At 37.6% G+C, this 26,374-nt stretch carries 19 protein-coding genes and 2 pseudogenes; 10 read left to right on the top strand and 11 right to left on the bottom strand.

All coding sequences use genetic code 11. The features are described 5' to 3' along the window. Positions 1 to 3: 3 nt before the first annotated feature. Positions 4 to 1,194 (bottom strand): glycoside hydrolase family 88 protein, encoded by a 1,191-nt coding sequence (locus ANG_RS02815; RefSeq protein WP_025271639.1) that lies wholly within the window; start codon positions 1,192 to 1,194, stop codon positions 4 to 6. Positions 1,195 to 1,207: 13 nt separating this feature from the next. Next, positions 1,208 to 1,642 (bottom strand): PTS sugar transporter subunit IIA, encoded by a 435-nt coding sequence (locus ANG_RS02810; RefSeq protein ID WP_025271638.1) that lies wholly within the window; start codon positions 1,640 to 1,642, stop codon positions 1,208 to 1,210. A 289-nt stretch (positions 1,643 to 1,931) separates the two neighbouring features. On the opposite strand from ANG_RS02810, the gene ANG_RS02805 reads away from it, so the two are divergent. Genes ANG_RS02805 through ANG_RS02790 form a run of 4 tightly spaced genes read left to right on the top strand, consistent with a single transcriptional unit; the run spans position 1,932 to position 5,076 of the window. After that, complete coding sequence (locus ANG_RS02805) at positions 1,932 to 2,747, top strand: gluconate 5-dehydrogenase (RefSeq protein ID WP_025271637.1); 816 nt, start codon at positions 1,932 to 1,934, stop codon at positions 2,745 to 2,747. Between the two features lie 15 nt (positions 2,748 to 2,762). Beyond that, a complete protein-coding gene (locus ANG_RS02800) occupies positions 2,763 to 3,404 on the top strand; it encodes an RpiB/LacA/LacB family sugar-phosphate isomerase (RefSeq protein WP_025271636.1) in 642 nt (213 codons plus the stop codon). Positions 3,405 to 3,435: 31 nt separating this feature from the next. Beyond that, entirely contained in the window at positions 3,436 to 4,437 is a 1,002-nt protein-coding gene (locus ANG_RS02795; RefSeq protein WP_025271635.1) for a sugar kinase, read from the top strand. 9 nt (positions 4,438 to 4,446) lie between these two features. After that, entirely contained in the window at positions 4,447 to 5,076 is a 630-nt protein-coding gene (locus ANG_RS02790; protein ID WP_025271634.1) for a bifunctional 4-hydroxy-2-oxoglutarate aldolase/2-dehydro-3-deoxy-phosphogluconate aldolase, read from the top strand. Between the two features lie 150 nt (positions 5,077 to 5,226). Here the strand turns inward: ANG_RS02790 and ANG_RS02785 are convergent, their stop codons facing one another. Both ANG_RS02785 and ANG_RS02780 read right to left on the bottom strand, forming a co-directional pair. After that, entirely contained in the window at positions 5,227 to 7,254 is a 2,028-nt protein-coding gene (locus ANG_RS02785; protein WP_025271633.1) for a SpaA isopeptide-forming pilin-related protein, read from the bottom strand. Positions 7,255 to 7,571: 317 nt separating this feature from the next. Then, positions 7,572 to 10,853: a polysaccharide lyase family 8 super-sandwich domain-containing protein gene (locus ANG_RS02780; RefSeq protein ID WP_038677202.1), complete on the bottom strand. Its 3,282-nt coding sequence runs from the start codon at positions 10,851 to 10,853 to the stop codon at positions 7,572 to 7,574. 275 nt (positions 10,854 to 11,128) lie between these two features. Here ANG_RS02780 and ANG_RS02775 point away from each other — a divergent pair. After that, positions 11,129 to 14,338, top strand: a pseudogene (locus ANG_RS02775) (LPXTG-anchored zinc carboxypeptidase). Positions 14,339 to 14,524: 186 nt separating this feature from the next. Here the strand turns inward: ANG_RS02775 and ANG_RS02770 are convergent. After that, the gene (locus ANG_RS02770) at positions 14,525 to 15,628 is read right to left on the bottom strand and encodes a glycosyl hydrolase family 8 (protein WP_003035429.1); all 1,104 of its coding nucleotides are present in this window, start codon (positions 15,626 to 15,628) and stop codon (positions 14,525 to 14,527) included. A gap of 8 nt (positions 15,629 to 15,636) precedes the next feature. Further along, positions 15,637 to 16,143, bottom strand: a pseudogene (locus tag ANG_RS02765) (glycosyltransferase family 2 protein); the annotation flags it as partial. A 26-nt stretch (positions 16,144 to 16,169) separates the two neighbouring features. On the opposite strand from ANG_RS02765, the gene ANG_RS02760 reads away from it, so the two are divergent. Then, entirely contained in the window at positions 16,170 to 16,751 is a 582-nt protein-coding gene (locus ANG_RS02760) for a TetR/AcrR family transcriptional regulator (protein WP_003035520.1), read from the top strand. Between the two features lie 50 nt (positions 16,752 to 16,801). Here the strand turns inward: ANG_RS02760 and ANG_RS10860 are convergent. Continuing rightward, positions 16,802 to 18,153 (bottom strand): IS3 family transposase gene (locus tag ANG_RS10860; RefSeq protein WP_148290573.1). Its coding sequence is split into 2 segments (ribosomal slippage): positions 16,802 to 17,691 and positions 17,691 to 18,153, totalling 1,353 coding nucleotides; the frame shifts between segments, so codons are not numbered across the junction. A gap of 971 nt (positions 18,154 to 19,124) precedes the next feature. On the opposite strand from ANG_RS10860, the gene ANG_RS11550 reads away from it, so the two are divergent. The 3 genes from ANG_RS11550 to ANG_RS02745 all read left to right on the top strand — a co-directional run bounded on the left by ANG_RS11550 (position 19,125) and on the right by ANG_RS02745 (position 20,939). Continuing rightward, entirely contained in the window at positions 19,125 to 19,256 is a 132-nt protein-coding gene (locus ANG_RS11550; protein WP_003038280.1) for a hypothetical protein, read from the top strand. A 224-nt stretch (positions 19,257 to 19,480) separates the two neighbouring features. After that, entirely contained in the window at positions 19,481 to 19,807 is a 327-nt protein-coding gene (locus ANG_RS10855; protein WP_080671904.1) for an AlbA family DNA-binding domain-containing protein, read from the top strand. A gap of 61 nt (positions 19,808 to 19,868) precedes the next feature. Next, a complete protein-coding gene (locus ANG_RS02745; protein WP_080671903.1) occupies positions 19,869 to 20,939 on the top strand; it encodes an ATP-binding protein in 1,071 nt (356 codons plus the stop codon). Positions 20,940 to 21,466: 527 nt separating this feature from the next. Here ANG_RS02745 and ANG_RS02740 read toward each other — a convergent pair. Together ANG_RS02740 and ANG_RS02735 are read right to left on the bottom strand one after the other, a co-directional pair. Continuing rightward, positions 21,467 to 21,838: a type II toxin-antitoxin system death-on-curing family toxin gene (locus ANG_RS02740; RefSeq protein WP_003038274.1), complete on the bottom strand. Its 372-nt coding sequence runs from the start codon at positions 21,836 to 21,838 to the stop codon at positions 21,467 to 21,469. After that, entirely contained in the window at positions 21,835 to 22,092 is a 258-nt protein-coding gene (locus tag ANG_RS02735; protein ID WP_003038281.1) for a type II toxin-antitoxin system Phd/YefM family antitoxin, read from the bottom strand. The genes ANG_RS02740 and ANG_RS02735 overlap by 4 nt, the downstream gene beginning before the upstream one ends. 116 nt (positions 22,093 to 22,208) lie before the next feature. On the opposite strand from ANG_RS02735, the gene ANG_RS02730 reads away from it, so the two are divergent. Then, positions 22,209 to 22,397 (top strand): hypothetical protein, encoded by a 189-nt coding sequence (locus tag ANG_RS02730; RefSeq protein WP_003038285.1) that lies wholly within the window; start codon positions 22,209 to 22,211, stop codon positions 22,395 to 22,397. A 184-nt stretch (positions 22,398 to 22,581) separates the two neighbouring features. On the opposite strand, the gene ANG_RS02725 is transcribed toward ANG_RS02730, so the two are convergent. Both ANG_RS02725 and ANG_RS02720 read right to left on the bottom strand, forming a co-directional pair. Further along, positions 22,582 to 23,280, bottom strand: coding sequence for a hypothetical protein (locus tag ANG_RS02725; protein ID WP_003038287.1), 699 nt, complete (start codon positions 23,278 to 23,280; stop codon positions 22,582 to 22,584). 50 nt (positions 23,281 to 23,330) lie between these two features. After that, positions 23,331 to 26,279: an SEC10/PgrA surface exclusion domain-containing protein gene (locus ANG_RS02720; protein ID WP_025271631.1), complete on the bottom strand. Its 2,949-nt coding sequence runs from the start codon at positions 26,277 to 26,279 to the stop codon at positions 23,331 to 23,333. Positions 26,280 to 26,374 lie beyond the last annotated feature (95 nt).

Genomic DNA, 26,374 nt, shown 5'->3' with positions numbered 1-26,374 from the left:
CTCCTACCAATATAAATTCCAATCTTTATAGAAACGTATTAGAGCTTCCAAGTAATAATAATCGCCCCATATATTGCCTTCATCTACTCCTTTGCCAGAATGCCATGAGTACACTCCATGAAGAAGCGTCGTTCCTCCAGGCTTGTACTGATCACTAGCATAATCTTCTATCAGAGAGCGAAGCATAGCGTGCATCGCATGTTTGTAAATGTCTTTATCTTCATCTACTTCCGGCAAGTATTTCAGCATTTCATGAATCCCACAGACCGCAATAGCTGTCGCAGAAGAATCACGAGACTGTTCACTACCATCACTAAAGATTAAATCCCAATAGGAAACATGATCTTTTGGCAGGCGATTCAAGAAATAATTCGTTACACCTTTGAATAAATCAAAACAAGATTCATCTTTCAAATGGCGATAAGTCAATGGAATACCATACACACCCCAAGATTGTCCTCTTGCCCAGCAAGAATCATCGCTATAACCTTGTCTTGTTACACCTTTTAGAGGGTGACCTGTTTCAGGATCGAAGTAAAATGTGTGAAAAGATGAGGCATCATCACGAATGACATTATTGACAGAGGCATAAAAATGTTTTTCTGCAATCTCATAATATTTTTGCTCACCTGTTTCTTGATACGCAAAGAATAGCAACTGAATATTGAGCAAACAATCGATAATCAAACGATAATGTTCTTTCTTACCTAACTCACCCCAAGCCTGAATAAAGCCTCCTTTTTCTTGATAGCGTTCAATCAGCTTATCTGCTGCTTTTAAGGCAGCCTCTTTAGCATTTTGGTCACCATCCAACTTATATTCACTCATGCACGATGGAGTATAAAGAAAGCCTAAATCATGGTGATCTAGTTCTACTCTTTTATTGACCCGTTCCAAGAAAGACAAGACATTTTTATGAGCTATTTCTTTAAATTTTTCATCATGACTGTATTCATAAGCCAGACACAGTTCTCCCGTCCAAAAACCATTGGTCCATTCTGTATTATCCATAATTGGATAAACATTATCAAAGGTTGCGGGAGTCGGGAAGTCTTCCTTAAAATAATCAAGATTAATCTCTAACTGCCGAATGACTTTCTCAATTGCCTGTTCTACTTCATTTTTTGTCAAAAGCGGAACTTCTACAAATCGTTCAGGAGCGTTAATTTCTTCAATCGTAACTTTTTTAATCATTCCTTTTACCTTTTTAAATTCCTGACTCAAAATCTTCTTCTATTACTTCTGAATCATCTGAAAACAACTCTCTGCCATTGACAACACCGCCATGTGCTGCTGCAACTGCTTTTTTAGCAACTTCATCAAATGAAAGTGTCATTCTCGCAAAAACGGTTTCCAGCAACATAGCTAAATTCAAACCTGACAAAACATTCATTTTCAAATCTGGTCTATTTCCCATTATCGTGGATGCCACCTTAAACGGCGTTCCACCTAATAAATCACACAAGACTAAGACCTCTTCGTCGCTTGTAATAGCAGCTAGAATTTTTTCTTTTAGTTCGTTTGCGGACATGCCTTCCACAAAATCAATAGCATCTACTTTCTCTTGCTCGCCCGCAATCAATTTCAAAGAACTATGAATCCCTGTAGCGAAATTTCCATGTCCTATAACTATGATTTTCATACATTCTCCTCTCTTTTAAGTTTACCGGTTTACTTACATTTTCCATTGTAGCCTATTGTTTTTTACTTGTCAATACTTTTTTCAAAAAAATATTAGCGCTTACATCTCTTTTGAAATCTATATTTCTTTTTAACATTTAGTAGATTATCTTCAAAAATCCGAAAAGCAGATTTTTACAAAGGTTCCACTACTAAATATCAAAAAAACATTTTTTATCGTTGACAAAACCGGTTTACTAGAATATAATCTTGTTAGAATGAAATCTTATTAAACTGAAAGGAAATAAAATATGACAGAAAAAATTTTCTCCATAGAACAATTTTCTCTAAAGGGAAAAATCGCCCTTATCACTGGAGCTTCCTACGGAATAGGCTTTGCCATTGCCAAAGCCTACGCTGAAGCAGGAGCCACTATTGTTTTTAATGACATCAACCAAGAATTAGTTGACCGAGGTTTAACTGCTTATCATGAAGCAGGAATCTCAGCACATGGTTATGTTTGCGATGTTACTGACGAAGCTGGCATCCAAGCAATGGTTGAGCAAGTTGAGCGAGAAGTCGGCATTATTGATATTTTGGTCAATAATGCCGGCATCATTCGCAGAGTTCCTATGTGCGAAATGAGTGCGGCTGATTTTCGCAAAGTGATTGATATTGACTTAAACGCCCCGTTTATTGTTTCCAAAGCCGTCATTCCTTCGATGATTAAAAAAGGACACGGAAAAATCATCAACATTTGCTCTATGATGAGCGAGCTCGGTCGCGAAACAGTTAGTGCTTACGCCGCTGCTAAAGGTGGACTCAAAATGCTAACGCGTAACATCGCTTCAGAATACGGCAGTGCTAATATTCAGTGTAATGGTATTGGTCCTGGCTATATCGCCACTCCTCAAACAGCACCATTACGCGAATTACAAGAAGATGGCTCACGCCATCCATTTGACCAATTTATCATCTCTAAAACACCTGCGGCACGCTGGGGAAATCCAGAAGACCTCATGGGACCAGCTGTTTTTCTCGCTAGTGATGCTAGCGACTTTGTCAATGGACATATTCTCTACGTTGACGGTGGTATCCTAGCTTATATCGGAAAACAACCAGAATAGAAAGAAGGACTAAAAATGAAAATTGTTTTAATTAACGAAAATAGTCAAGCTGCTAAAAACCACATTATTTATGATGCCTTAAAAGAAACAACTGACAAAAAAGGATATGAACTGTACAACTACGGTATGTATGGAAAAGAAGGCGAAAGCCAATTAACTTATGTTCAAAATGGTTTACTAGCAGCCATTCTCTTAAATACAAAAGCTGCTGACTTTGTCATCACCGGTTGCGGTACTGGTGAAGGAGCGATGGTTGCTTTAAATAGTTTTCCTGGTGTGGTCTGTGGCTTGGCTGTCGAACCAACAGACGCCTACCTCTTCTCTCAAATAAATGGTGGCAATGCTCTTTCAATCCCTTATGCAAAAGGCTTTGGCTGGGGTGCAGAATTAAATCTAAAATTGATATTTGAACGACTTTTTGCTGAAGAAGTTGGTGGTGGCTATCCAAAGGAAAGAGCAATTCCTGAACAACGAAATGCTCGTATTTTAAACGAGGTTAAAAAGATTACCCATAACGACCTGCTAAGCGTTCTAAAAAACATCGACCAAGATTTCTTGAGAGAAACAATTGCAGGAGAACATTTCCAAGAATACTTCTTTGCGAACTGCCAAGATAATGAAATCGCAGCTTACTTAAAAGGACTTCTTGATGTATAAATCCATTTTGCAACCCGAAAGGAATTGACACATGACGACATTATTGCTATTTGGTGAGCCACTGATTCGAATTACGCCTGTAGACGTTTCTTCTCTTGGTGACCAAGTGGTCAGCACAACTTATTTTGGCGGATCGGAAGTCAATATCGCCTGTAATTTACAGGCCTTAGGAATTTGCACAAAACTTTTTACAGGATTGCCAGATAATGAAATTGGTAATCGATTCCTAACGTTTTTGAAACAGCATGACATCGACACTAGCACTATTTTCCGACTTGGTGACCGACTTGGGGTTTATTATCTGGAAAATGGATTTGGTTGCCGCCAAAGTGAAGTTTTTTACGACCGCAAGCATACCAGTATCAATCAGATTCGTCCTGAAATGCTGGATATGGACAGCTTGTTTAAAGGAATCAGCCATTTTCATTTCAGTGGCATCACAGTTGCCATTGATGAGCAAGTCCGCGAAGTGCTACTATGTCTTTTGAAAGAAGCAAAGCAAAGGAACATCACCATTTCTATGGATCTCAACTTGCGCACTAAAATGATTTCTGTATTAGAAGCCAAATATGAATTTTCAAAATTCGCTCGCTATGCCGACTATTGCTTTGGAATCGATCCAATTATGGCAGATGAAACAGATCTTGACATGTTTCCAAGAGAAACAGCAAGTTTGGCGGAGATTGAAAATCGCATGCGTCATTTAAAAGAAATCTATTCTTTTAAAGCCATTTTTCATACGTTCCGCTCCACTGATGCACAAGATAAAAATGTCTATCAGGCTTATGCGCTCAGTGATACATTTGAGCAATCTGTCCAGCTAAAAACTGCTGTCTATCAACGTGTTGGAAGCGGAGATGCTTTTGTTTCTGGCGCACTCTATCAATTACTCATGCAAGCTTCTTTAAAAGATACACTTGACTTTGCTGTTGCTAGTGCGACTATGAAGTGTACTCTTGCTGGCGACAGTATGAGCAAATCTGCTACAGCCATTGAAAAATTGCTAACAACCACCAAAGATATTATTCGTTAGGAGAATAGCATGACTAAGTCAGATATCATTATTGAATTAAAAACACAAAAAATTGTCGTTGTTGTTCGTGGAAAGACAAAAGAAGAAGGCCTCAAAGCATCTATCGCCTGTATCAAAGGTGGTATCAAAGCTATTGAAGTTGCTTATACCAATCAATACGCTGGCGAAATTTTAAAAGAGCTAAACCACCTATATCAAGATGATGCCAGTGTTTGTATCGGAGCTGGAACTGTACTGGATGCTGTAACCGCAAGAGATGCAATGCTAGCAGGTGCTCATTATATTGTTTCTCCTTCTTTCAACTCTGAAACTGCAAGAATCTGTAATCTCTACAGCATTCCCTATATTCCGGGTTGTATGACCTTAACAGAAATCACCACAGCACTGGAAGCTGGCAGTGAAATCATCAAACTCTTTCCAGGAAGTGCTCTAAGTCCAAAATATATCTCTTCCGTTAAAGCACCGATTCCTCAAGTAGCTATCATGGTGACAGGTGGCGTCAATTTGGATAATGTTTCAGATTGGTTTTCTGCTGGTGCGGACGCCATTGGTATTGGTGGAGAATTTAACAAACTTGCCAGCCAAGGTAATTACGAAGCGATTACAACAATTGCTAAACAATATACCGCACTGAAGTAAAAATCTAGTCCTTTTCTATTAAAAAAAAGAAAAACAAGAAATCTATTATTGAAAAATACAAGCTAAACAGGCTAGGAAAATCCTAGCCTGTTTTAACTATCTTACACTATCAAAATACCTATAGAGGACGATTTGTCAAACCAGATAACCCTACCTATTTTTTCGTTTTGCTAAGTAGATACTCCCGTTAAGAACTACCAACCCTACAACAATCAAGGCACCCATAACTGTCGTTCCTGTCCTTGGTAAAATCTTTTGTTTTGGTGCTGGCGGTTGAGATGGATCATATAAATTCTTCAATACAAAACCTGATGCTGCATCACCACTAATCTCTGAGCGATAAGAAGCAACAACCTCTTCAGTGATGGTATAATGAATTTCTTTTCCATTTTTATATTTTGGTTTATTGGTAAATTCTGCATGCCATTTACCGTTTTCATTTGGTTTAATCGTTTGAGATTCTATCTTTTTCCTGTCAGCCAGCAAATTCACTGTAATATGATTTGGACGTTTTCCAGCTTGATTATCTTTGTCATCCCAATGTTTCACAACCGAGATATTTATTCTTGCCTCATCAAACTGATCTGTAATATTTAATCTATCATTTTTGACAGTTGCCGTATTATTCTTAGCTTTAAGGATATTCACTTGTCCAGCTGTTGTTACCTCAAAAACAATGTCACTGACAGCTTTGTAGCCATTAGGAGCCGTTTCCTCATGAAAAGTATAAATTCCAGGATCTAAACTTAATTCATGTGTTTTTCCTAACTCTGATGTCCAAGAAGCAACGACCTCTCCCTGTGTTCCTTCTCCTTTGTAAACATGAAGTTTGGCACCTGAAATCATTTTACCATTTGGATTTAGCTTGCTGATTTTTATCTTCTTGTTCACTACTTTTTGATTGACAATCGTTCTCAAAACAGTTTGTTCTGTTCCAAAATCAGAAGGGGAAATCTTGAACTTTTCATCCCTTTTTTCATAACCATCTGGTGTCTTGCTCTCTTTCAAGGTGTATTCATCTTTCAAAAGATGTGACAATTCTCCCATACCATTGGCATCCGTTGTAATAGTCCCAACCACTTCTTTCGTACGATTGCGAATCACTTGAAACTCAGCATTTGAAAGAGGCTGACCGTTAGCATCAACTTTTTTAACCTTAATCGTGAAGTTTTGTCCATCAGCCTTCCCATTGGCTTTTACATATCGTGTCTCAACTTCTGTAGTTCTATCTACAGTATTGTCAGCTGTTAATTTGACCTTATTTATAAAAGCATCTCCAATCTTCGGCTCACCATTCAATTTAACTTTATAATTGATATAGTAGCCCTCATTTGAAGCAATGTCACCAATTTTGACAGTAGCTTTTCGCTTATTTACTATAATATTAGCCTTCAATTTAGCTGTCACATCTTCTGCTTGCTGCAATTCCCATTCGGAAGTTGTCGAATTATAAAGCCATACTCCCTTGATAATCTTGACAGAATCGGCTTCAATAACACCATTCCCCACAAACTCATCTTCAATAACAGCATTTTTAAAGGTTTCTTGTGTTCGGTTTATCGCTACATCATAGCCCAATCTCTCTGGATCATTGGTCAAAGGCCATCCGCCCTTTACAATTGCAAATTTTTCTGCTTCACCTGCACCAACAAAACCAGGTTTCCCTGCATTCGTTATCTTACCATCAATTTTAAATTCTAAATCAACTTTTCCGTTGACTTTATGCTCGCGATGATCAAAACGAACATGAAAATCAAATGTCCCTTTAATATCCGAATGTTTTTCAACATAATCCGTATAAGTAAGAACAATTTTTTTATTTGTTGCATCAATATTTGCTACTGCAACAATATCTCCCTGACTGCTTACAATATTGAAACTTTTATTAGGCGAGTTATAAACAAGCTGTTTGGGAAAATCAATTGTGGTCGTATCACCTGCTTCTACCGTATTATTTGGCAACGAGAAGGTTGCACTAACCTTGAAATCCTGCCATTTTTTAAGGTCACCTTGGAGAGGATTTCCGTCACTATCCGTCACCTTCATTGAAGTGATGACATTTGGAATCGTCTTAGCATGAATTACTTGCTTTACCGTTATGTGAAAACTAAAAAGGAGAGCTAGCAGAAATAGTGCACCTCTGATAATCTTATTTGTTCTTCTTTTTATTTTAAACATTTTATCCTCCTGTCAATAGATTATATTTATCATTTTTTAGAGATCATCCTTATTTATTATACCATATAATAAATAAATTTAGGAAATGATATACCTGTTCACACAACCACAAAGTATGATTGTCAAATTTACAAAAATCTTATTTTAAGATACTATATGTTGTGATTAGGATAAAGTGCTATATAGTTCCCTAAATTTAAAACGAGTATTGAACATATAATTCTATGCAAAAATTCTATTTTTTATTATCATGACTATGAATGAAGTAAAAACAAAAAGCCGAAAATCAAATCAATTGATTTTCAGCTTTTGGAGATTTATTTCAGCCGAAGAACAACGTAACCACTTCCCACCAATAATATGCCCAAAAGGGGTAAAACAGTGGCTCCTTCTCCCGTTTGAGGAAGAGTTTTCTTTTTTCCTTTAGGAAGTGCTGTCTCAGTCTCACTTTCTTTCATTTTCTTTCCCTTATTTTTTGATGAATTTTCATCAGTTGGTTTTGCTATTGCTAATTCTTTAAAGACCTCGTCTTTACTAGCAGAGCTTTTTGTTTCTGGATTATAGTACGAAACTTTGTATTCATTGTCTTCTTTTCTAATAGTGTACAACCCTCGTTTCCTTACTTGGAATCGGTCTGAAATAGTCGAAACAGAATCATCATATTTCACAATGCCCCAAACTTGTTGTTGAGCATCATAAACAGCTTGCAATTTATCATTATTTTTAAGGAGAGCGCCTTCCAAATCTTTCACCATTTGATTAAAGGTGGTACGATCTACATTGGGAATCATCATATAACTATAGCTATCACCATCTCCCTTATGAGTCTGACTAATGGTAATAAAGGTATTCTGCACTTTCGCATCGGATTGAGAAGCATTGATATCTTTCCAAGTCCCTTCTTGAATCCTCTTCATCATTGTAATGTCTGTCTTTTTAAAGAAGAAATAACCGATATTTTTATTTTTGTCGTTTGACTCTAGAAAGACACTCTTCGTCGCATTATACGGATTTTCTTTGTCCGCTAAACCTTCTTCTTTATCATTAACATATACTTTGTAAGGACTTTCTGGGTTTTCTTTTCTTTGCTCAATGGTGGTTGAGACTGTATCATTTGAACGGTTTTGAATGGCACTTCCAAGAAAAGCTATGTTACCATTTAACATAAACCAACTCTTATGTGCTGTCAATGTTTTGTTCCAATTTGTAAAATCCATAGCTGCTGTCGCATTTTTTTCATCTAGCTTGTTTGTCCCTACAAAACCAGATGGCAGCACGCCTTGACCAGAATCATCTTCTCTAGGAGCAGACGTTTCGGTCGTTCCTGGCAATTTATACGGATTAACAGTCGCCCAATAATGATTACTATAATGGCTCGAATCTCCATTATAAAGATAGAACATGCCATCTCCTGTATACCAACCTTTTCTGTTTTCCTTGTTCATTCCTTCATAATTTTTGGTTCGGCTGGAGAACATAGACAAGCCGAAGCCAAAATCTTTTTCAGCATGATACAAAGCTAATTTATCCATTGCATTAAAAGCTGATAAGTAACTCTCTCTTGAGATTGTTGCTACAGAGGCATCATTTAACAGATTTTCCATCAGGCTAATATCACGATATGTTTTCAAATTGTTAAATACATTATAGAACGTATCGGATTGGATAATCGTCTTAATAATTGATTTCAAATTTTGTTTTGTTGCTTCATCTGACATTTCTGCAATTCGATGAATGCCTCGAAGTACTTCAACTGCTGCCACATGGTCTTCACTATTAGCACGACTAATAGAACGTCCGCGACTCAAATCCATTAGCTCTCCATGAACAATCAAAGGCAAGAATGATTTGTCAATCCAATGATACATGGTCTTCATTTTTTCTGTTGCTATAGGAGTTGAAGTTTTTTGAATAATCGGCAACAATTGAGAAAGCCCATCAATTAAAACATTGCCATAAGCTCCTGTATAAGCAACATTGGTATGATCGATATAAGAACCGTCTGGATAGAAGCCCTCACCACTATTTACCAAAGCGAAAACTTGCTCAATGGAACGAATCGTAGCAGCAACTTCTTGCTTATCTTTGCGCAACAGGCCCGCAATGATTTTTACACGTCCCATATCTACTAAGTTACCACCTAAAGCTTTAAATGGCGTAGTTGTTTTCCGGAAATATTCTGGATCTGGTACGAATTTTTCAATAACATCAGTATACGTTTTTATTTCATCATTTGAAAAATATTCCTGCATCAAAGACAGTGTATTATTAATGGCTCTTGGTGTACCAATCTCGTAGTCCCACCAATTTCCAACGATATTTTTAGAGCTATTGTATACATTTTTATGAAGCCATTCCATAGCCTCTCGAACAGTACGGATAACGTTGGCATCTTGATAATAGCTAGAGTGAGGATTCGTGATCTGCTTTGCCATTTCTTCTAACTTGCGATAAGTTGCTGTCAAGTTAGAAGAAGTTTCATAGTTTGCTAATTTTTCCCATAAGTAAGTTCGATTTTCTTTAGATGAGATTGTTTTCAAGTTTTCTGTTACTTTGTCCTCTAATTCTTTGTTAAAAGTAGACATGTATGGATCTTTTGGATTGAAATAGCGATTACCTGCAATAATATCATTCCAATCTTCCAACAGTTGACTATATTGATCTTTAGCAGACCTCGTTACCGTTAAAGGAATTGTCTTTACGACTTTGCCGTCTTTTTCAACTTTAATATTCGTCAGACCTTCTTTTAGTGGTTCAACAATTCCATTTTTTACAGAGGCTATTGTACTATTTTCTATTGAATAATTATATTCCACTTTGTTTAAAACATATTTTTTCCCTAATGGAAGATCAATCTTATCTTCTATTCCCTTTTCTGTTTCCTGCGGTTTTTCTTCCACCTTATTTCCATTTTCTACTAATTCAACATCTTTAAAAGAAACTGAGCCCGTTCCTTTATCATAAAACAACTCTATTTTAATTTTTTTAGCAGCTGAAAGGGGAACATAATCTTTTTCCAACACTTTCCAATCGGTTGTTCCTGATATTTTTTCAGAATACCAAAGATTCTTCTGAGTCCCCTCGCCTTCAATGATACGAACATAAGCTGCACCAGTTTTATTTTCTGCTTTGATTTTAAAACGGAGTTTGTATTTTTTGCTGGCATCAACAGTTAGTTCCTGATGCACAACTGCTCGAAAAGGTTCCGAACTAGACAGCATAACAGCTTGATCAATCACTTCTATCTTTCTAGAAGGAGTATTGTCTTTGTAATTGTTATCTATCCAAGCTGTCCAACCAATAGCCTTTGTCCCTGTCCAATAACCTTGCTTATCTTCTAACTGACTAAAATCTCCATTTTTCAAAAGATTATAAATAGCTTGATTTACCATGCTCTGTTGGTTTGTCTCTTCTGTAATTTTCTCTATCTGAGTATCTGCTTGTGAAGTTACTCCAGAGTTCTGAGATGGATTAATTGTTGCTTCATCTGCTCTAACAATCGTCGAAGCATTCACCAATAAGATTCCAGATAAAAGCACAGATGAAATGGAAATAAGCAACTTTTTCGATACAAAATGATTTCTAATTTCTGAATTCATATTCAACTCCTATACATATAAATTTCAATCATTGAGAGGATTATTCAGTACATCTCTTTTTGTTAGTAAGCCGGTTTATATAAAGCATATCATTTTTACTGTTTTTTGTAAACGTTTTCTGTTACATTCATCATAATTTTTTGTTTCCACTCATATTCATTACATATCTGTCGTTTTATACATATTTCTGTTTTTTATCTATATTTTTTCTTGAAATCGTTTACATTTCCTAGTATACTACCTTTGTATACTTCAAATAATAAAGGAGGTTTCTTATGAAAAATTCATATAAGAAACGGTTGTACACAAATGTTCTCAGCTTATCAGCTGCCGTTCTTGTTACAGTTTTAACGCAAGGAAATGCTGCTGCAGATACGCAAGATAGCACGGAGAAGCCTATTACTAACAAGACAGAAACGGTAGTCCCTGCCGAAAAGTCAAGTGCGACAACAAACGCAACAGAAGCGACAGCAACGCCAGATTCTTCACCAGCTGAAGCTCAGCTTCCCACAACAACCAATCAAGAAGAAGCACAAAAATCAGAAAGCGCTCCTTCAATAGACAGTTCGACTTCTACTACAAACGAATCCAGAACAGAGACTCCTGCAACACCTGCAAAAACAGAAACACGAGCAGCTTGAACAGAAGAAAAAAAGGTTCAATTAGCTAATAGTACAGTCCATATGTCTGAAAAAGCCACCATTACTGAGACTGTGCAGGAACAGGGAGCTACAGCTGGTAAAATCTCTTGGAAATTAGATAACAAGCCAATCGCTGAATGGAAAACTTGGAATATGGAGAAAGGAGATTTTTCAGGAGATTCCTTTGTCACCATTTAGGAAACAACTAATGGTTCTGACCTCAAGCTTTCTCTCAAATTTAATGAATTATTTGGAAAGGATTTAAGTCTTCGGACACCAAACAATATCCGTAGAACTTATCGGCAATTTATCGGAAATCATGAGCTCGTTGGAACAGACGAAGCATCCGGTCTGACGATTCGAAAAACACTTGTTTTCCGACCGTATGAAAACTTCCATACTCACGAAGAAATGTTAGCGGCTATCGAAAAAAGTCGTCAAGAAGCTAAAAATGATCGGCTTGTTAAAATTGAAGACATTGGTACCAGCGCTCAAGGACGGAAAATTAAGTTAGGCATTATCAGTTCTGATCAAAAAAGCATTGATGATTACCTCAATTCAACCAATAAAATGGCGCTAACCAAACCTGCTGAAATGTTAGCAGCACTCAAAGACGGCAAATTAGACTACAAACTTCCTATCCTCATCAACAACACACATGCTGATGAGCAACCTGCTATTGATATTATTACCGGCTTGTTCAACTCTTTCGCAACCCAAGACCAAATCAGCTTTAAAACGACTCAAGCAGATGGAACACAAAAAATCGTAACCCTCTCCGTTAAAGACCTTCTCAAGAAATTCATCTTCCTCTTTGATTTCACAGAAAATCCTGACGGAGATGTTGCCAATACACGTGCACTTGCAAATGGTCTGGATCCTAACCGCGATACGAGCTATCAGACAAACCCTGAAACTCGCACGGTTGCTGGACTTATCAATAAATGGAATCCGATTGCCCTTTATGACATTCACGGATTTGTCAAAGATTTCCTTATCGAGCCAGCTACACCTCCGCACGATCCAAACTTTGAGTATGACCTTTTGGCAGACCTTATGCTAGAAAATGCTCATCACATGGGACGTGCTGGCGTTGCCAATTCTAACTATGATCACTACATCATTCCGAAGTTAGACTGGGGCGACGGTTGGGACGACTCTTTTTCTGGTTATACTGGTGTTTATGGCATGTATCATGGCATTCTAGGACACACTATTGAAATCCCTCAAGGAAATCAAGAATCTTACAAGGCTGGTTTCCACGCTGTTTTGGGCGGAATTGACTACTTATCTCAAAATCCTGATAAACTCATGGAAATGCGCCTCAACTTCTACCTTCGTGGCGTGAACAAAGTAGAAGATCCAAAAGCTGAAAATGAATTAGTTGGACCAGATGGTAAAGTGGTCGGTCGTATCAAACATGGACAAAAGAAATTCTTCCCTGACTACTACGTTATTCCAATGGGACTTGACAAATCCAACGACTCTCAACAAGCCTTCAATATGATTGAATACTTCAAGAGAAACGGAGTTGTCATTCAAGAATTGAAGGAAGACACTAGCGGTTATAAGAAGGGGGATTTGGTTGTTGACATGGCACAAGCTAAACGTGGCTATGCCAACCATATCCTCTACAAGGGCTCCAACGAATCTGCTTGGGCCGCTATGTATGCAGAATTGCTGGTTAATTTCCCAGATATGAGGGGATTCAAAGCAGTAGCAGTCTTTAAAGAAAAACTCTTTGACGGTAAACTCGGTGAAGTAACTGCTCTTCGTGCTATTCGGACTAGCGAAATTGACCACAAAGCACCATATTATGTCATTGCTAATACTTCAGAAAGTGCCGTTCGCGCTGTCAATCGTGCAATCCGAGACGGTAAGAAAGTTTATTTGACAGACGATGGCTACATCGTGGATACACCTACTTTTGCCAACCTGCTGAACAACTTTGCAATTTATGGAGATGCACTGTATAAAGTTCCTCAAGGTCAAGCCTTAAAAGCTTTAAAAGTTTATGCACCGCCTCATCAATACTATTGGGCTGGTGTGGATACTCCTGCTCATACCGCTCTTGCTTTGAAGAATTTAGGATTTGACATTGTCAATACCCCTGAAGAAGCTGATGTGATTGTTTTAGAAAGTGACAACTTTGACAAGTCTCTCCTTGGTCTGAAGCCAACCATTGTAGTTGGCGGAACTGCTATGCAACGCCTTGAAGAACTCGGTGCGGTTGACGGCTTTGACGCATAACAACTCAAAAATGGTAGTGATTATGAAGGCCTGATGAAAGCTATCATTGATGACAAAGATCCGTTGACTAGTGGTTACAATAAGAATGATCTCTTCTATTCTAATTCTAGAAACTGGATTGCTAAGGTACCTGCAAATTTCAAGACATTAGCTTCGATTGCTGGCAGTGATTATTATATCGCTGGTTGGTGGCTAGGTAATGAACAGTTAGCCAATAAGATTGTAGCTATTTCTGGTAGCTACAAAGAACAACCACTCTTTATTTATGCTGGCAACCCAACAAACCGTCTTCACACGATTCATTTCTACCGTTGGGTATCCAATGCTATCTTTGGCAGTCAATTAGCTCAACTGAAAGATCTTGAGAAAGAACAAAAACCTTCTACTGAAGTTGTTGAAATCATCAATCAAAAACCTCAGACTGGTCAAGCTACAACCCTACGCTACACTCCTCAACCTCAAATCATGAACGCTACTCGAAAAGCTCAACTTCCACAAACAGGAAGCAAAGAAAATCAAAGCAGCTTGGTTATTGCTAGCATGTTCATTCTTGTCAGTGGCTACTTGCTCCATTTAAAGAAAAAAGAAGAATAGAATACTCTACTAGTAAAAACGAGTCTGAGACAAAAATGTCCCAGACTCGTTTACTTTCTTCTAAAATAAAACTCAATATGCAGTAGTTAAGTAATCCCTAACTAATACCACCAACTCAACCCTACAGGGTGGGGCGACAAAATCAATTTCTTACGAAATACCAATTTGTGTCCACTTCTATTTAGTTTATAAAGCATCTAGTGCAACAAGGGTAATCATGGCTGCTTCGTAATAATTTTCCTTTGACAAATCTTGCATAAAAATATATTTATTTTGCTGAACCAGTTTTCGATATGCTGAATTTCGGCTGGCTGCATAGAAAATCGGAGCGCCAAAACTAGCAGACTGATAATGACTTAGAGCCTTGCCTTTTAACGTATAACCAGCATAAAGCACTTCTTGTTTCATAAAGAAATTCATCATTTTATTCAATATCTTTCGGCTTTGTTTATCCCAACTTTGCGCTAAATTATATGGCAAGCGACAAGCATTATAATAATAATCACCGTCATACTTAGAAGCAACAGCTTTTTTCTCAGCTGCCCGAACTGTATCTGCTTCCACCCAAAGGAAATCAGGAAGTAGACCTGTTTTTGATTTAGCACTCATCATTTCCAATTTAGATAGCATGTTTGATCTGATATTTAACCATTGCCTATTACCTGTCAACTTGTAAAAAGCTTGGAACTGAGCTGGAAGAACATCTGATGTTCGCATTAGACGATAGTATTTTGAGTCTGAAGTTGCCCAATTTCCAACCGTCAGCACTCCTGTTGTACTGTTATAATTATAAGTCAAAATATCCTTCAAGATTGCCTTGGCCTGCGCATTATAAACGGCAGCCTTCTGTGGCCATAATTTAGCTGCTTGAATCAGAGCATACGTAATATAAAGATCGCCATCTGTTGCATTATTGGTTTCGGCTGTAACGACACCATTCTTGACTGTTTGTCGCCATGACATCAGCTGCGTATTTTTCATACGATGTGCCAAATAATAATTGTACAAACGTTCAAAATCTTTCTGGCTGGCATACCCTTGCTTTGCCGCTTCAACCGCAGTCACCATTCCATAGCCCTGCGATTCAGACAGCACAACATCCTTTTTCTTATCGTTCGTTGTTTTGACGTAGGCCTTGTCTTTTTGCTGAACTACATAATTTTTTGACCATTGTTGGTAAATCTGATTCTTCAAATGACCTGTACTATTGAATCTAACATAAGTAAAAATAGTAATGATTGCCAATAAAATAGCAACTAACCAAACATATCTTAAATTTGTTCTTTTCACGTTTCCTCCTATCCTGCAAATCGCTTCGTTTTAACCCACTTGGTTCCGTCACGATGGAAGAGTTTATCCAAGGTCACAGAAGTTACAGCATCAATTGAAACAATGATGAATAGCTGCGAATAAGTAAAGTAAGAAATCAAAGCTAACCAAATCTGCTTAGAAGTCGCTTGACCAAATTGGGAAGCAAGAGAGATATTGATTTGTAAGAGATACAGCATAATCATCAAAAGCTAATTAAACAACATCAATTGCGCAATGTAAATATTACTTGAATCAAATGTAAAAGGAATATGAACACTTGGGACAAATAGATGAACAATAATAGCAATCACATTTGACAAAAGGACAATATCCGATAAAATAATCGCTGCATTAAACCAGAAGAAAACACAGGAATAATATGCAACTTCTAATTTCACACGCCAATTACTCTTATCAAATAGCAATTTTAAAAGGACTGCATTAACGTCTTTATTATTCACTTTTTCTTGCAATCTTTTTCTCTTTCCATTATACTAAAAAGAACAAGGAGTTGTTTTATATGGTAAAAGGTAGTCAACAAAAGATTTTGGATGCTTTCTATGACTTGGCAATGCAAAATCCTGATGAAGTCAATCTCTCAATGAGTGATATCGCTAAGAAAGCTGGTATTTCACGTCAAGCAATTTACAAACATCATTTCAATAGTGTTGACGACATCATTGAATCCATTCATGAGAGTATTGATAAGCCCATTTACGAAATGTTTTTAGAATATGATACTCTCGAAAATAAAGACCCATTTCTTTTCATTGCAGATAATATTTTCCCCATTCTTTATGAAAATCGAAAATGGCTAAAAATGCTGTATTCTAGCTCAACGGATCCTTATTGGACCAATTATTTAAAAAAGATTTACACAAAATGGGCACTTGAAAATATCAAACCGAATCAATCCCTTATTGATTTGCCAGATGATTTTATCATCTCCCTACTGGTTCATTATGTGATTGCCAACATTGAAGTATGGATAGCCCAAGAAAAGCCACTCCCACCACAAGTCTTCAAAGAAAAATTTTTAACCCTCGTTCATTCTTCTCTTGACCAATACATCTCACTAGACGAAGATAATCATATAGACTAGAAAAAAGAGCCCGAAAAATGTACTGCCCCCAAAAAGTTAGACAAAAAATATTAGTGAAAGGATTTAGTTCTGTACTGCACAGGACTAAGTCCTTTTAGTTTAGTTTTGCTCCGTTTATTGTTGTAATAAACAATATAAGTTGCAATAGCTTTCTCCAGCTCCTCAAGCGATTGATAACTCTTCTCATAACCGTAGAACATCTCCGATTTGAGGATGCCAAAGAAGGACTCCATCATCCCATTGTCTGGACTATTGCCCTTGCGAGACATAGATGGGACAATTCCTTTCGCTTCTAAGAATTGATGATAAGACTGGTGCTGATACTGCCAGCCTTGGTCACTGTGGAGAATGGTTCCCTTGTAGGTTTCAGCAGGAAAAGCCTTGGCTAACATTGTTCTGACCTGGTTCAAGTCAGGTGAACGTGACAAGGTAAAGGCAATGATTTCACTATTATACCCATCTAAAATAGGAGACAGGTAGAGCTTTCCATTGACGTTTGGTAAGGCAAATTCGGTTACATCTGTATAGCACTTCTCATAAGGCTTAGAAGCTTGAAATTGACGCTGAATGAGATTCTCAGCTTTCTTACCAATCTCCCCCTTGTAAGAAGAATACTTCCGTTGACGACGAATTCGAGCTTGTAGTCCCATCACTTGCATCAATCGCTGAACTTTCTTATGATTAACGTGAAAGCCACGATTTTTCAGTTCAAGATGAATCCGACGATAACCATAGTTTCCCTTGTGCTCATCATAAATCAATTGAATTTCAGCTTTTAACTCTTGATTCTTGTCTGGTTTGTCCAGCTGTTTTAGCTGGTAATAGTAAGTTGCACGAGAGAGTTTAGCTATGGCTAGTAGGAAACTTAATCGGAATCCTCCCTTGACCATCTCTCTAATTGTCTCTGCTTTTCGTGCTGTAAGGTTTTGTCCCTTAAGCGTAACTCCCTCAACTTTTTTAGATAGGCATTCTCCGTTCTAAGACGCTCGTTCTCTTCTTGAAGTCGCTCTAGTTCCGTCATTTCTTCCCAAGTTTTCTTTTTCTTACGTCCCATCTTTGGTGGTCTCCCTCTTTGTTTCTCAACAATAGTATAGCCGTTTTTCTTATATTGTGCCAGCCAATTTGGGAGAGTCCCCCTGTTAGGAAGGGCAAAATCGAGAGAGACTGACAATTGAGAACGCCCTTCAAGAAGAACTTGATGAAGGATTTTTTGCTTTAGTTCAGGAGAATAATAAGTCTTCTTACCTCTCTTGACAATGCCTACTCCATGCCTATCAATCAGCCGAATCAGATATTCGATCCCTGACTGATTGAAGTTAAACTGTTTTGATAATGACTTGAGAGTTGCGCCGCTTTTTCGCAAGTAATAGATTTGAACCTTGTCTTCATAACTTAATTTCATAAAAATAACACCCTAAAAGTTAGAGTTTTCTTGTCTAACTTTTGGGGTGCAGTTCAAAATCGAGTCTTTAGAATATAGTCATTTTTCCTAGCTGGTAATTTTTGACAGAATAGCCCATACAATCAATATGTTTGTAGAGGCTATTTTTGTATCTCTTTTTCCTTGGTTTGTAACAGCAACATTTAAACAGTGCTCTGACTTTCATATAATTTAGAATTAAGCAAAGAAAGAAATGATTTATCTACTTTTGAAGTGATTATCAGACTACAATTTACTACTTATATGACTGATGATGACAAACATTAGCGTAAAAATAGTGTGTAAAATAGGAAGCACTCTGGTAAAACTTCATAAATACGACTGCATAACTAAAAACTACATCAATACCTCTACCATCGTTCCAATGACCGTTGGAGAAATCGCCTACCGAAACCTAAAATAAATAATGGTGTGAAAAGTGGTGCTTTTTTACTAAAAATCGCAAAAAAAGCACCTCATGGTGTGAACCATGAAGTGTTGTAAATGCTGTATTGTAGCTGGTTCTTAACGTTTTGAGAATTGTGAAGCTTTACGAGCTTTCTTAAGACCTGTTTTTATAAATATGTATTTGAATAAATTTCAAAAAGCCTTTAAAATCAACGTTTTTAATAGTTTTCAATACTTGAAATTTCATTAAATTTCAACTAATTTCATCTGAATGGTGTGAATTTTACCCCAAAATTACAAAGAATTGAGTTGATTAATACCGAAAGTTCCCACTATTTCCTCGATGATTTTAGTCAATCAATAGTCCTCTGACTTGATGATATGATATAATAGAAAGGAATAGATAACAGGTATTCGCGTGAAATTCGCGTGATAGTTTAAAAAGAAATTATATAACCCCAATAAAATCAAGGATTTTGGTTCTCCGTTAAGAATTTTTTTCGCGTGATAATCATCAAATTAAGAAACGGAAAGGGAGATTCACCGTGACCCTTGATGTAAATAAAGAAGAGCTTACTATACTAGGAATTCCATTCAACAACTTTTCTGACTTTAATACCATTGGTTCATCAACGATTGAAATTTATGAACCAACTGTTCAAGATGTGATGGATTAAAAAGCTTACGTTATTAACAAATGAAAGGAATTAAATATTGACTAGAATTCAACTGGTATCTATATTATTTCGGATAATAAATAATCAGGTTTCGCGTGATATTCGCGCGGTAGTACAAAAAGAATGTGTGTGAATCCAATAAAATCAAGGATTTTGGTTCTCCGTTAAGAATTTTTTTCGCGTGATAATCGTCAAATAAAATATGTATTATAGAAAGGATAGAGATGGATTTTAAAATTGAAGGAGCGAATTTAGAATATAAAAAAGCTAAAAACAGCCTCCCAAACTCATTCTGGGAAACCTATTCGGCATTTGCGAATACAGATGGCGGAAAAATAATTCTCGGAATTGACGAAAAGAACACTGATCCCTATCAAGGAGTTGATGACCCTCAGAAAATTCGAGATAATTTACTAGCATTGGTTGCTAACAAGCAAAAAGTCAGCTGTAATCTACTTACCGATAATGATATCGAATATGTAAAAATCCCCAATAAAGATAAACACCTCATAGTAGTTACTGTAAGAGAAGCCAACCCTGGATTATCGTGAATCATACAAGAGATTAGGAGAGGGTGATGTCCACCTTGATAAAGAAGAACTAAAATATCTTATGGCTAGTTCTCATGATGACATTGATAGCGAATTACTTAATAACTTTGATGAAGACGACCTGAATGTAGATACCATAGCTAATTATAAAAACTTATTGATTGAACTTACTGGCAATGAAAAATATAACAAAATTTCTCTAAGAGATTTTCTAACGGAAATTGGTGTATTTAAAAAAGACCGCACAGATAATCAATATAAACTTACTGCAGGTGGTCTACTATTCTTCGGAAAGTACAATTCTATAATTTCTCGCTATCCTAAATTTCAGTTAGATTACTTTGAAAAAGACACCTCCCTTTCAACCAGATGGAATGATAGGATTTCAACAGGAGATATGATGTATCCTGATTTGAATATGTTCGATTTTTTCAATTTGGTCTACAAGAAATTAACCGCTACAACGAGCGATAAATTCGAGTTGGATGATGAATCTGCTCACCGTTTACCATTTAAGAAAGACCTATCTGAATCTATTCGTGAAGCTTTTATTAACTGCTTGATGCACGCTTACTATGATTTTGATTCACCTATAGTCATTACAGCATACCAAGATTATTATGAATTTAAAAATCCAGGTAAGATGAAAATTTCTATTCCTGAATTTATACATGGTGGCACTTCAAAAACACGAAATAGTACAATCTCTTCATTGTTCCGCAGAATTGGTTTATCAGAGAAAGCTGGTTCAGGTGGTCCAAAGATTTTTGATATTTCTGAAAAATATAAACTAAAAATTCCCGAAGTTAGAACTACTTTTGATAGCACTATCGTCACAATTTGGAAAGTAAATTTATTATCTTCCTACAAAGATATATCAGATGATGAAAAAACGATACTTAGATATATTATCGAAAATGGTCATATAACTAAAAATGATGTGCTTGAAAATTCTCTAATGACTGAGTATAAGTTCAGAGAAAATCTGAAATTACTACAAAATAAAAATTACATAGAAATAGAAGGCAAGGGACGCTCTACGAGATATATTCTTCCAAAAAGCTCAACTGAGCAGTACCACATTTTCAAGCAACAAATCAAAAACCTTGGTGATTTCATAGCTAATCACTAAAGATTCTTATAAATTACCATAAGTCTATTCTAATGAGAAGGAATTAACACCATAAAATAGACTAGCCCAATACTACATCTCACTCCTATAATGTATTGAAATAGCAGAGTCTTTTCAACACATTGTAGGAGTCCAAAAAGTAGACCTGTTACAGTCTGCTTTTCTATCGTTCATTTATGGCATATAAGAAGCAAACTCTCCAATCTGCTTTCTATCGTCTTCAATATCTTTAAACAACTGAATATCTTTCCCTACCTGCTCCAGATACCAACTGAGCAATTTCAAAGTATAGATAACCTTATTATGCTGAGTGGTTCGCTTGCTATTGATTTCTTGGCGCTCAGCTCATTCTATTAACATCCAACGGCTTCGTGTATGAGCATACTTTACAAATATTATTTAATGGTGGGAATTTCACTACAAAAATACACGAATTGAGCTAAAAATACCAAAAGTTCACACCATTTTTATCTTCGAATAATTAAAAAATAAAGCAAGTGATTTTTAGTAGTCACTTGCTTTTTGTATCAATGATTTTTTACAAAATCTAAAATATCTTCGTAGGTTAATTCTGATGCTGCTACACCTAATCCAAGATGAACTAACTCTTCATCAGTACAATCAAGCACAATATCGTTAATTTCTAGTAGCACAAGCATCGCAAAAATACCAATACGCTTGTTCCCGTCTAAAAAAGCATGGTTCTTAATCAAAGAATAACAAAGTCTAGCCGCCTTCTCTTCAATAGTTGGATATTGATCAACTCCAAAATAAGTATCAAAAACATTAGAAAGCGAGGACTCAACTAACCCCTTGTCTCGTACACCATCCATTCCTCCCGTAGATATAATCAATTGACTATGTAAGGCAACAACCTGTTCAACGGTTAATCGCTTCATTTGGCTAATTCCTTCAAGGCTTCTAGGTGGCGTGACAAGATAGAACTTGCCACCTCGTCAACACTAGCTTGATCTGCAACAACAGCTTCTGCCTCTTCTTCTTGAACCAAGGTATTATAGTCAACTAAAACATATTTAGGTTTATTGTTTTTCAAAATAACAGCTGTACCCTCACTATCAACCATACGAGCAACTTTAGAGAAATTCTGATTTGCCTCCGTGATTGAAATTAAATTTTCAAGATTAATTTGCATTGTCATCGCCTCCTTTTGTCTATCATACCATTTTTAAGCAACAAAATCAAAAATATAGGATGGATTTATCCTATTACATGATATAATAGAGACAATGTGATACAAGGAGGTGTGCCATGACACTTGATGTAAATAAAGAAGAATTAACAATTTTAGGGATTCCTTTTGATAACTTTTCAGATTTTGATACTGTCTGGTATGCTATCGGGTCATCAATGATTGAAAATTATGAACCTACTGTTCAAGATGTGATAGATTTAAAAGCTTATGTTATCAACAGACGAAAGGAATGGAACATTGGTTAAGAATCAATACGAAAGTTATGAGTACATTGTGCCTAATAACCAATGAGAATGCTAAAAATTTTTTCGATAGTTTAAAAGCTCTAGTATTTTTAGATACCAGAGCTTTTTCTGTATAGGAGATGACTAAAGAATGCTATCAACAACCCTCAAAAAAGACTTATACGTTAATATGATTGAGGCAATTTTAAAGAAATACTTTTTCTAGTACTGCCAACCAAAAGGTTTGTAGAGAGAAATACTCTTCATGCCACAACATGCCCCCTTGTGTTAAAACGGTACCGTTATTATAACAAGTCACCTTAAAACCTTCAGAATCATAAGATTTACCATTTGAGACATCTTGTTCATTATAAATTTTATCAGGCTTTGATTCTTTTAGGCGCTGAAAAGAATAACATATTACTTGACGGTTTGCTATTCCTGCTACAGCTAGCCATTTTGAAGAAAGTGCAATATTTTCTTTATTTTTAAAGACTTCTTTCTTTACCTTTAGGATAAATTCCTCGCCCTCTTTTGTGTCCGCAAGAAATAACATTTTATTTTCCTGATACTCTATAGTGATACTAATATTGTTTTCTCCTTGGAAAAAATAATGTGGATTTTCTCTAATTAAGCCGGCATCTGAAAATTTATAATCAGCATATTCAAAATTTTTAATCTTCTTATAGCAGTTTAGAAGTATAAAATGTAGAAAAGCAGGATCTAGCTGATAGGGAACTTCACAAAACACATCTCCCAAATAAAGAAAGTCTTCTAAATTTATAACATCTTCAACTTGTGTTTCTTCTAGTTCCCGTTCCTGATATTCAGATACAGCTCTATCATATGCTTCAGCAAGATTTTCTCCTTCGCACCCCAGTAAAGTTTCAAAATCATATCCCATTGTATTACCTCGTTTACATTGATTTGATGAACATATATAACCTTAGAATCTTAGTTTCTTCCCTGTTTTCTACGTACACCAAAGCTAAGACTTGCTAAGATTCCCATACCTATCAATGCCAGCCATGAACCTTTTTCTCCAGTTTGTGGGAGTTGTTTGTCAGCTCGGCTATAAATATAGCTTGAGTGAATGGTTGGGCGAATCTTTTTGCTTGTGGTCATTGGTTTGGCAGCTTGACGCATTGAAAGAGCTTGTGCTTTTTCTTCTGCTGCTTTCTTAGAAGCCAACCACTCCTCATAAGCCTTCTTCACCGCCTCATACTGGCTATTTGCATCCCGTTGGTCTTTCAACAGTTCCGCCAGTTTACTACGCGCTTCTAATGTTTTCGCAACGGCTTCCTTATGTTTCGCACTTGCTTCCAATTGTCTTGATACTGCTTCACTAAGCAACTTATCTGCATTCTTATACATGGTCAGCAAGTTTTGTTGGTCTTTCAACTTGCCTTCCAGCACTGCACGTTCCGCAGCCGATTTAGCTTCCACGGCTTTAGCATCGGCTACCGCTTGTTCAGCAGCTACCAATTTGGCATCTTCATTTGCTTTACTTGCTTTCAACACAGCCAAGTTGTTTTCAGCTGCCGTCAAGGCTTGTTCTGCGGTACGAAGCGCCGCTTGTTTTTCTTTGATAGATGCTTTGAGGTTGGCAACCGCTTTGTCTGCCGCATCTTTACGAGCTTGTGCATCCTTGCGCGCAGTCGTTGCTTTTTCAAGGGCTTCATTAGCCGCTGGTGTAGCGTCTTTCACCCCGGTAAGTGCTGCCAATTTGGCTTTGGTAGCGTTGAGCATCTGTTGCGCTTCTATTGCTTTGCTTTCTGCTTCACGAAGAGCGGTTGCAGCCTTTTGAGCCGCTTCTTCTTTGGCAACTAAGACCGCTTGTGCTTTGCGAAGCGCAGCTTGTTTTTCTTGAATGGATGCGTTGAGGTTGGTAACCGCTTTGTCTGCACTCGCTTTGCGGGTTTCTGCGCTAGTACGCGTTGCAACTGCTGCACGGTGTGCCATTTCAGCGCTAGGTGTTTGGAGCGCTTGGTTGCGTACAGTAGCCAATTCGCTTTGTGTCGTGCTCAATGCTTGATGAGCTGCATCAAAAGCAGCTTGTTTAGCAGTCAGAACCCCATTGGCTTCATTGAAGGCTGTGAGTGCGGCTTGAAAATCACTTTCGGCTTGAGCCAAGTCTTTTTCCAATTGCGTTGTGTCATATGGGTCTGGTAGGGCTTGACCGGCGTGTGCAGTTGGGAAACCAACATAATGCATGCGACCAAGACCGTTTGGGGTCACACTGGATGCGACACCGATAACGTCGTCGTAGTCAGAGCTACCAAGCATATTGTCCATATGACCAAAATTACTATGGTAGTCATCCACCATCATACCAATGATTGTACGAACGATAAATCGATACATTTCTGTCATGGTTGTAGTACTTGTACGAAGCGTACTGATATTTTCTGTATTCCATGTTAACTTAGAAGAATTAGTTTGACCTGCGTTCAATGCATCATGACTGTGACCAGATGACCATGGTTTGTTTTCTTTTGCATATGCTTCGGCAACTTTTTGCACATAGTCCATTGCTTCTTCGGTGGTGTAAGTCTTCACATTAGTACCCCAGATTTGGCGGCGAACTGCTGTAACTAAGTGTGCATAATATTGGGTTAAGGCTTTTGCTTGTTCACGGGTCATATGAGCTGGATCAACCGTTGATGGATCAATTGGTACATTTCCATAACGTTCAATGTCGTAAGCACCTTCCTCAATCCACTTGTTGAAGACATCTTGAAGCGCATCTTTATCGGCTTCTTCACGTTCAGAATCCAAATACTTCTTATACGCATCAATCACATATTGTGGTACGGTGATCGTCGATAACTTCTTCTTGTCGTCCAATTCTTTCTGCAACGCATCACGTTTGGCTTCGGCTGCTTCTTTGACTGCTTTCTTGGCTTCGTCCAATTTTTGAGCGGCTTCCACTTCTTTGGTTTTGGCGTCAGAAAGAGCCTTCTCAGCAGCTTTTTGTTCATCCAAGACCTTTTGGGCGCCGGTTCCATCGAGGGCTGCCTGAGCCGTTTCTACGTCCTTTTTAGCAGTGCTGACATCCGCTTTAGCAGCGCTATCCGCTGTCTTTTTCGCAGCCGCATCGGTTGCGGTGTCGGTTGCCGTTTTGCTTTGAGTGGCTGCTTGGTCTTTCAAGTCCTTGATTTGGGCATGACGGTCGGTATCTGCCTTTTTAGCGTCTACCAATTTTTGAGTGGCATCGCTTTCTGCCTTTTTGGCATCTTCTAAGCCTTTGTTGGCTGCTTTTTGTTCGTCAAGGGCTTTTTGTTCGCCTGTGCCATCGAGCGCTGCTTTGGCGGTATTGACACCTTTTTTAGCCGTATCAACTGCTTTTTGTCCAGCTTCTACCCCTTTTTGGGCTTGTTCTACCGCTTGTTTTTGGGTAGTCGCCGCGTCAGTCGCTTTTTGTGTGGTGGTTGCTGCGGTATCACTTGCTTTTTGATTTTGTGCAATTTCTTTTTGCGTATCAGTTACACTTTTTTCTGCTTGGGCAATCGCATCTGGTGTAGCGGCAGCCTTATTCTTCTCCGCTTCGGCTACCTTGGCATTGGCATCTTCTACCGCTTTTTGGCTGTTGGCTTCGGCTTGAGCACTTTCAGCCACTTTCCCGGCTTGGTCGGTCACCGCTTGGTCAGCCTGTTGCTTAATCCCATGCGCTTCCTCAACCGTCTTCTCTGTTGGGGTGGTAGTGACCACAGCGCTATCCTTCGTCAATAGAACACCGTCTAAGACTTTAATATTATGCGCCTTGGGTGCTGTTACATCAGAAGACAGAGTAGTTGACGGTTTGGTCAACTCTTCTGCCTGAACAGTTGCCCCACTAGCTACACCAAACGCAGCTAGTGCTATAGCCCCTGTTGCTGTACCTTTAATAACCTTGTTTCCCATAGTTCCTCCTGTTTTTTAACTTTTAGGAAGGCTTGACTACAAAGTCAAGCCTTGTTATATGTAGTATAACAAGCGTTTTTGTCAAGTATTTAGCA

This window comes from Streptococcus anginosus subsp. whileyi MAS624 (genome assembly GCF_000478925.1).
Lineage (GTDB): Bacteria > Bacillota > Bacilli > Lactobacillales > Streptococcaceae > Streptococcus > Streptococcus whileyi.
The sequence above is the reverse complement of the archived record's forward strand: the minus strand, read 5'-3'. Positions and strand labels throughout refer to the sequence as shown.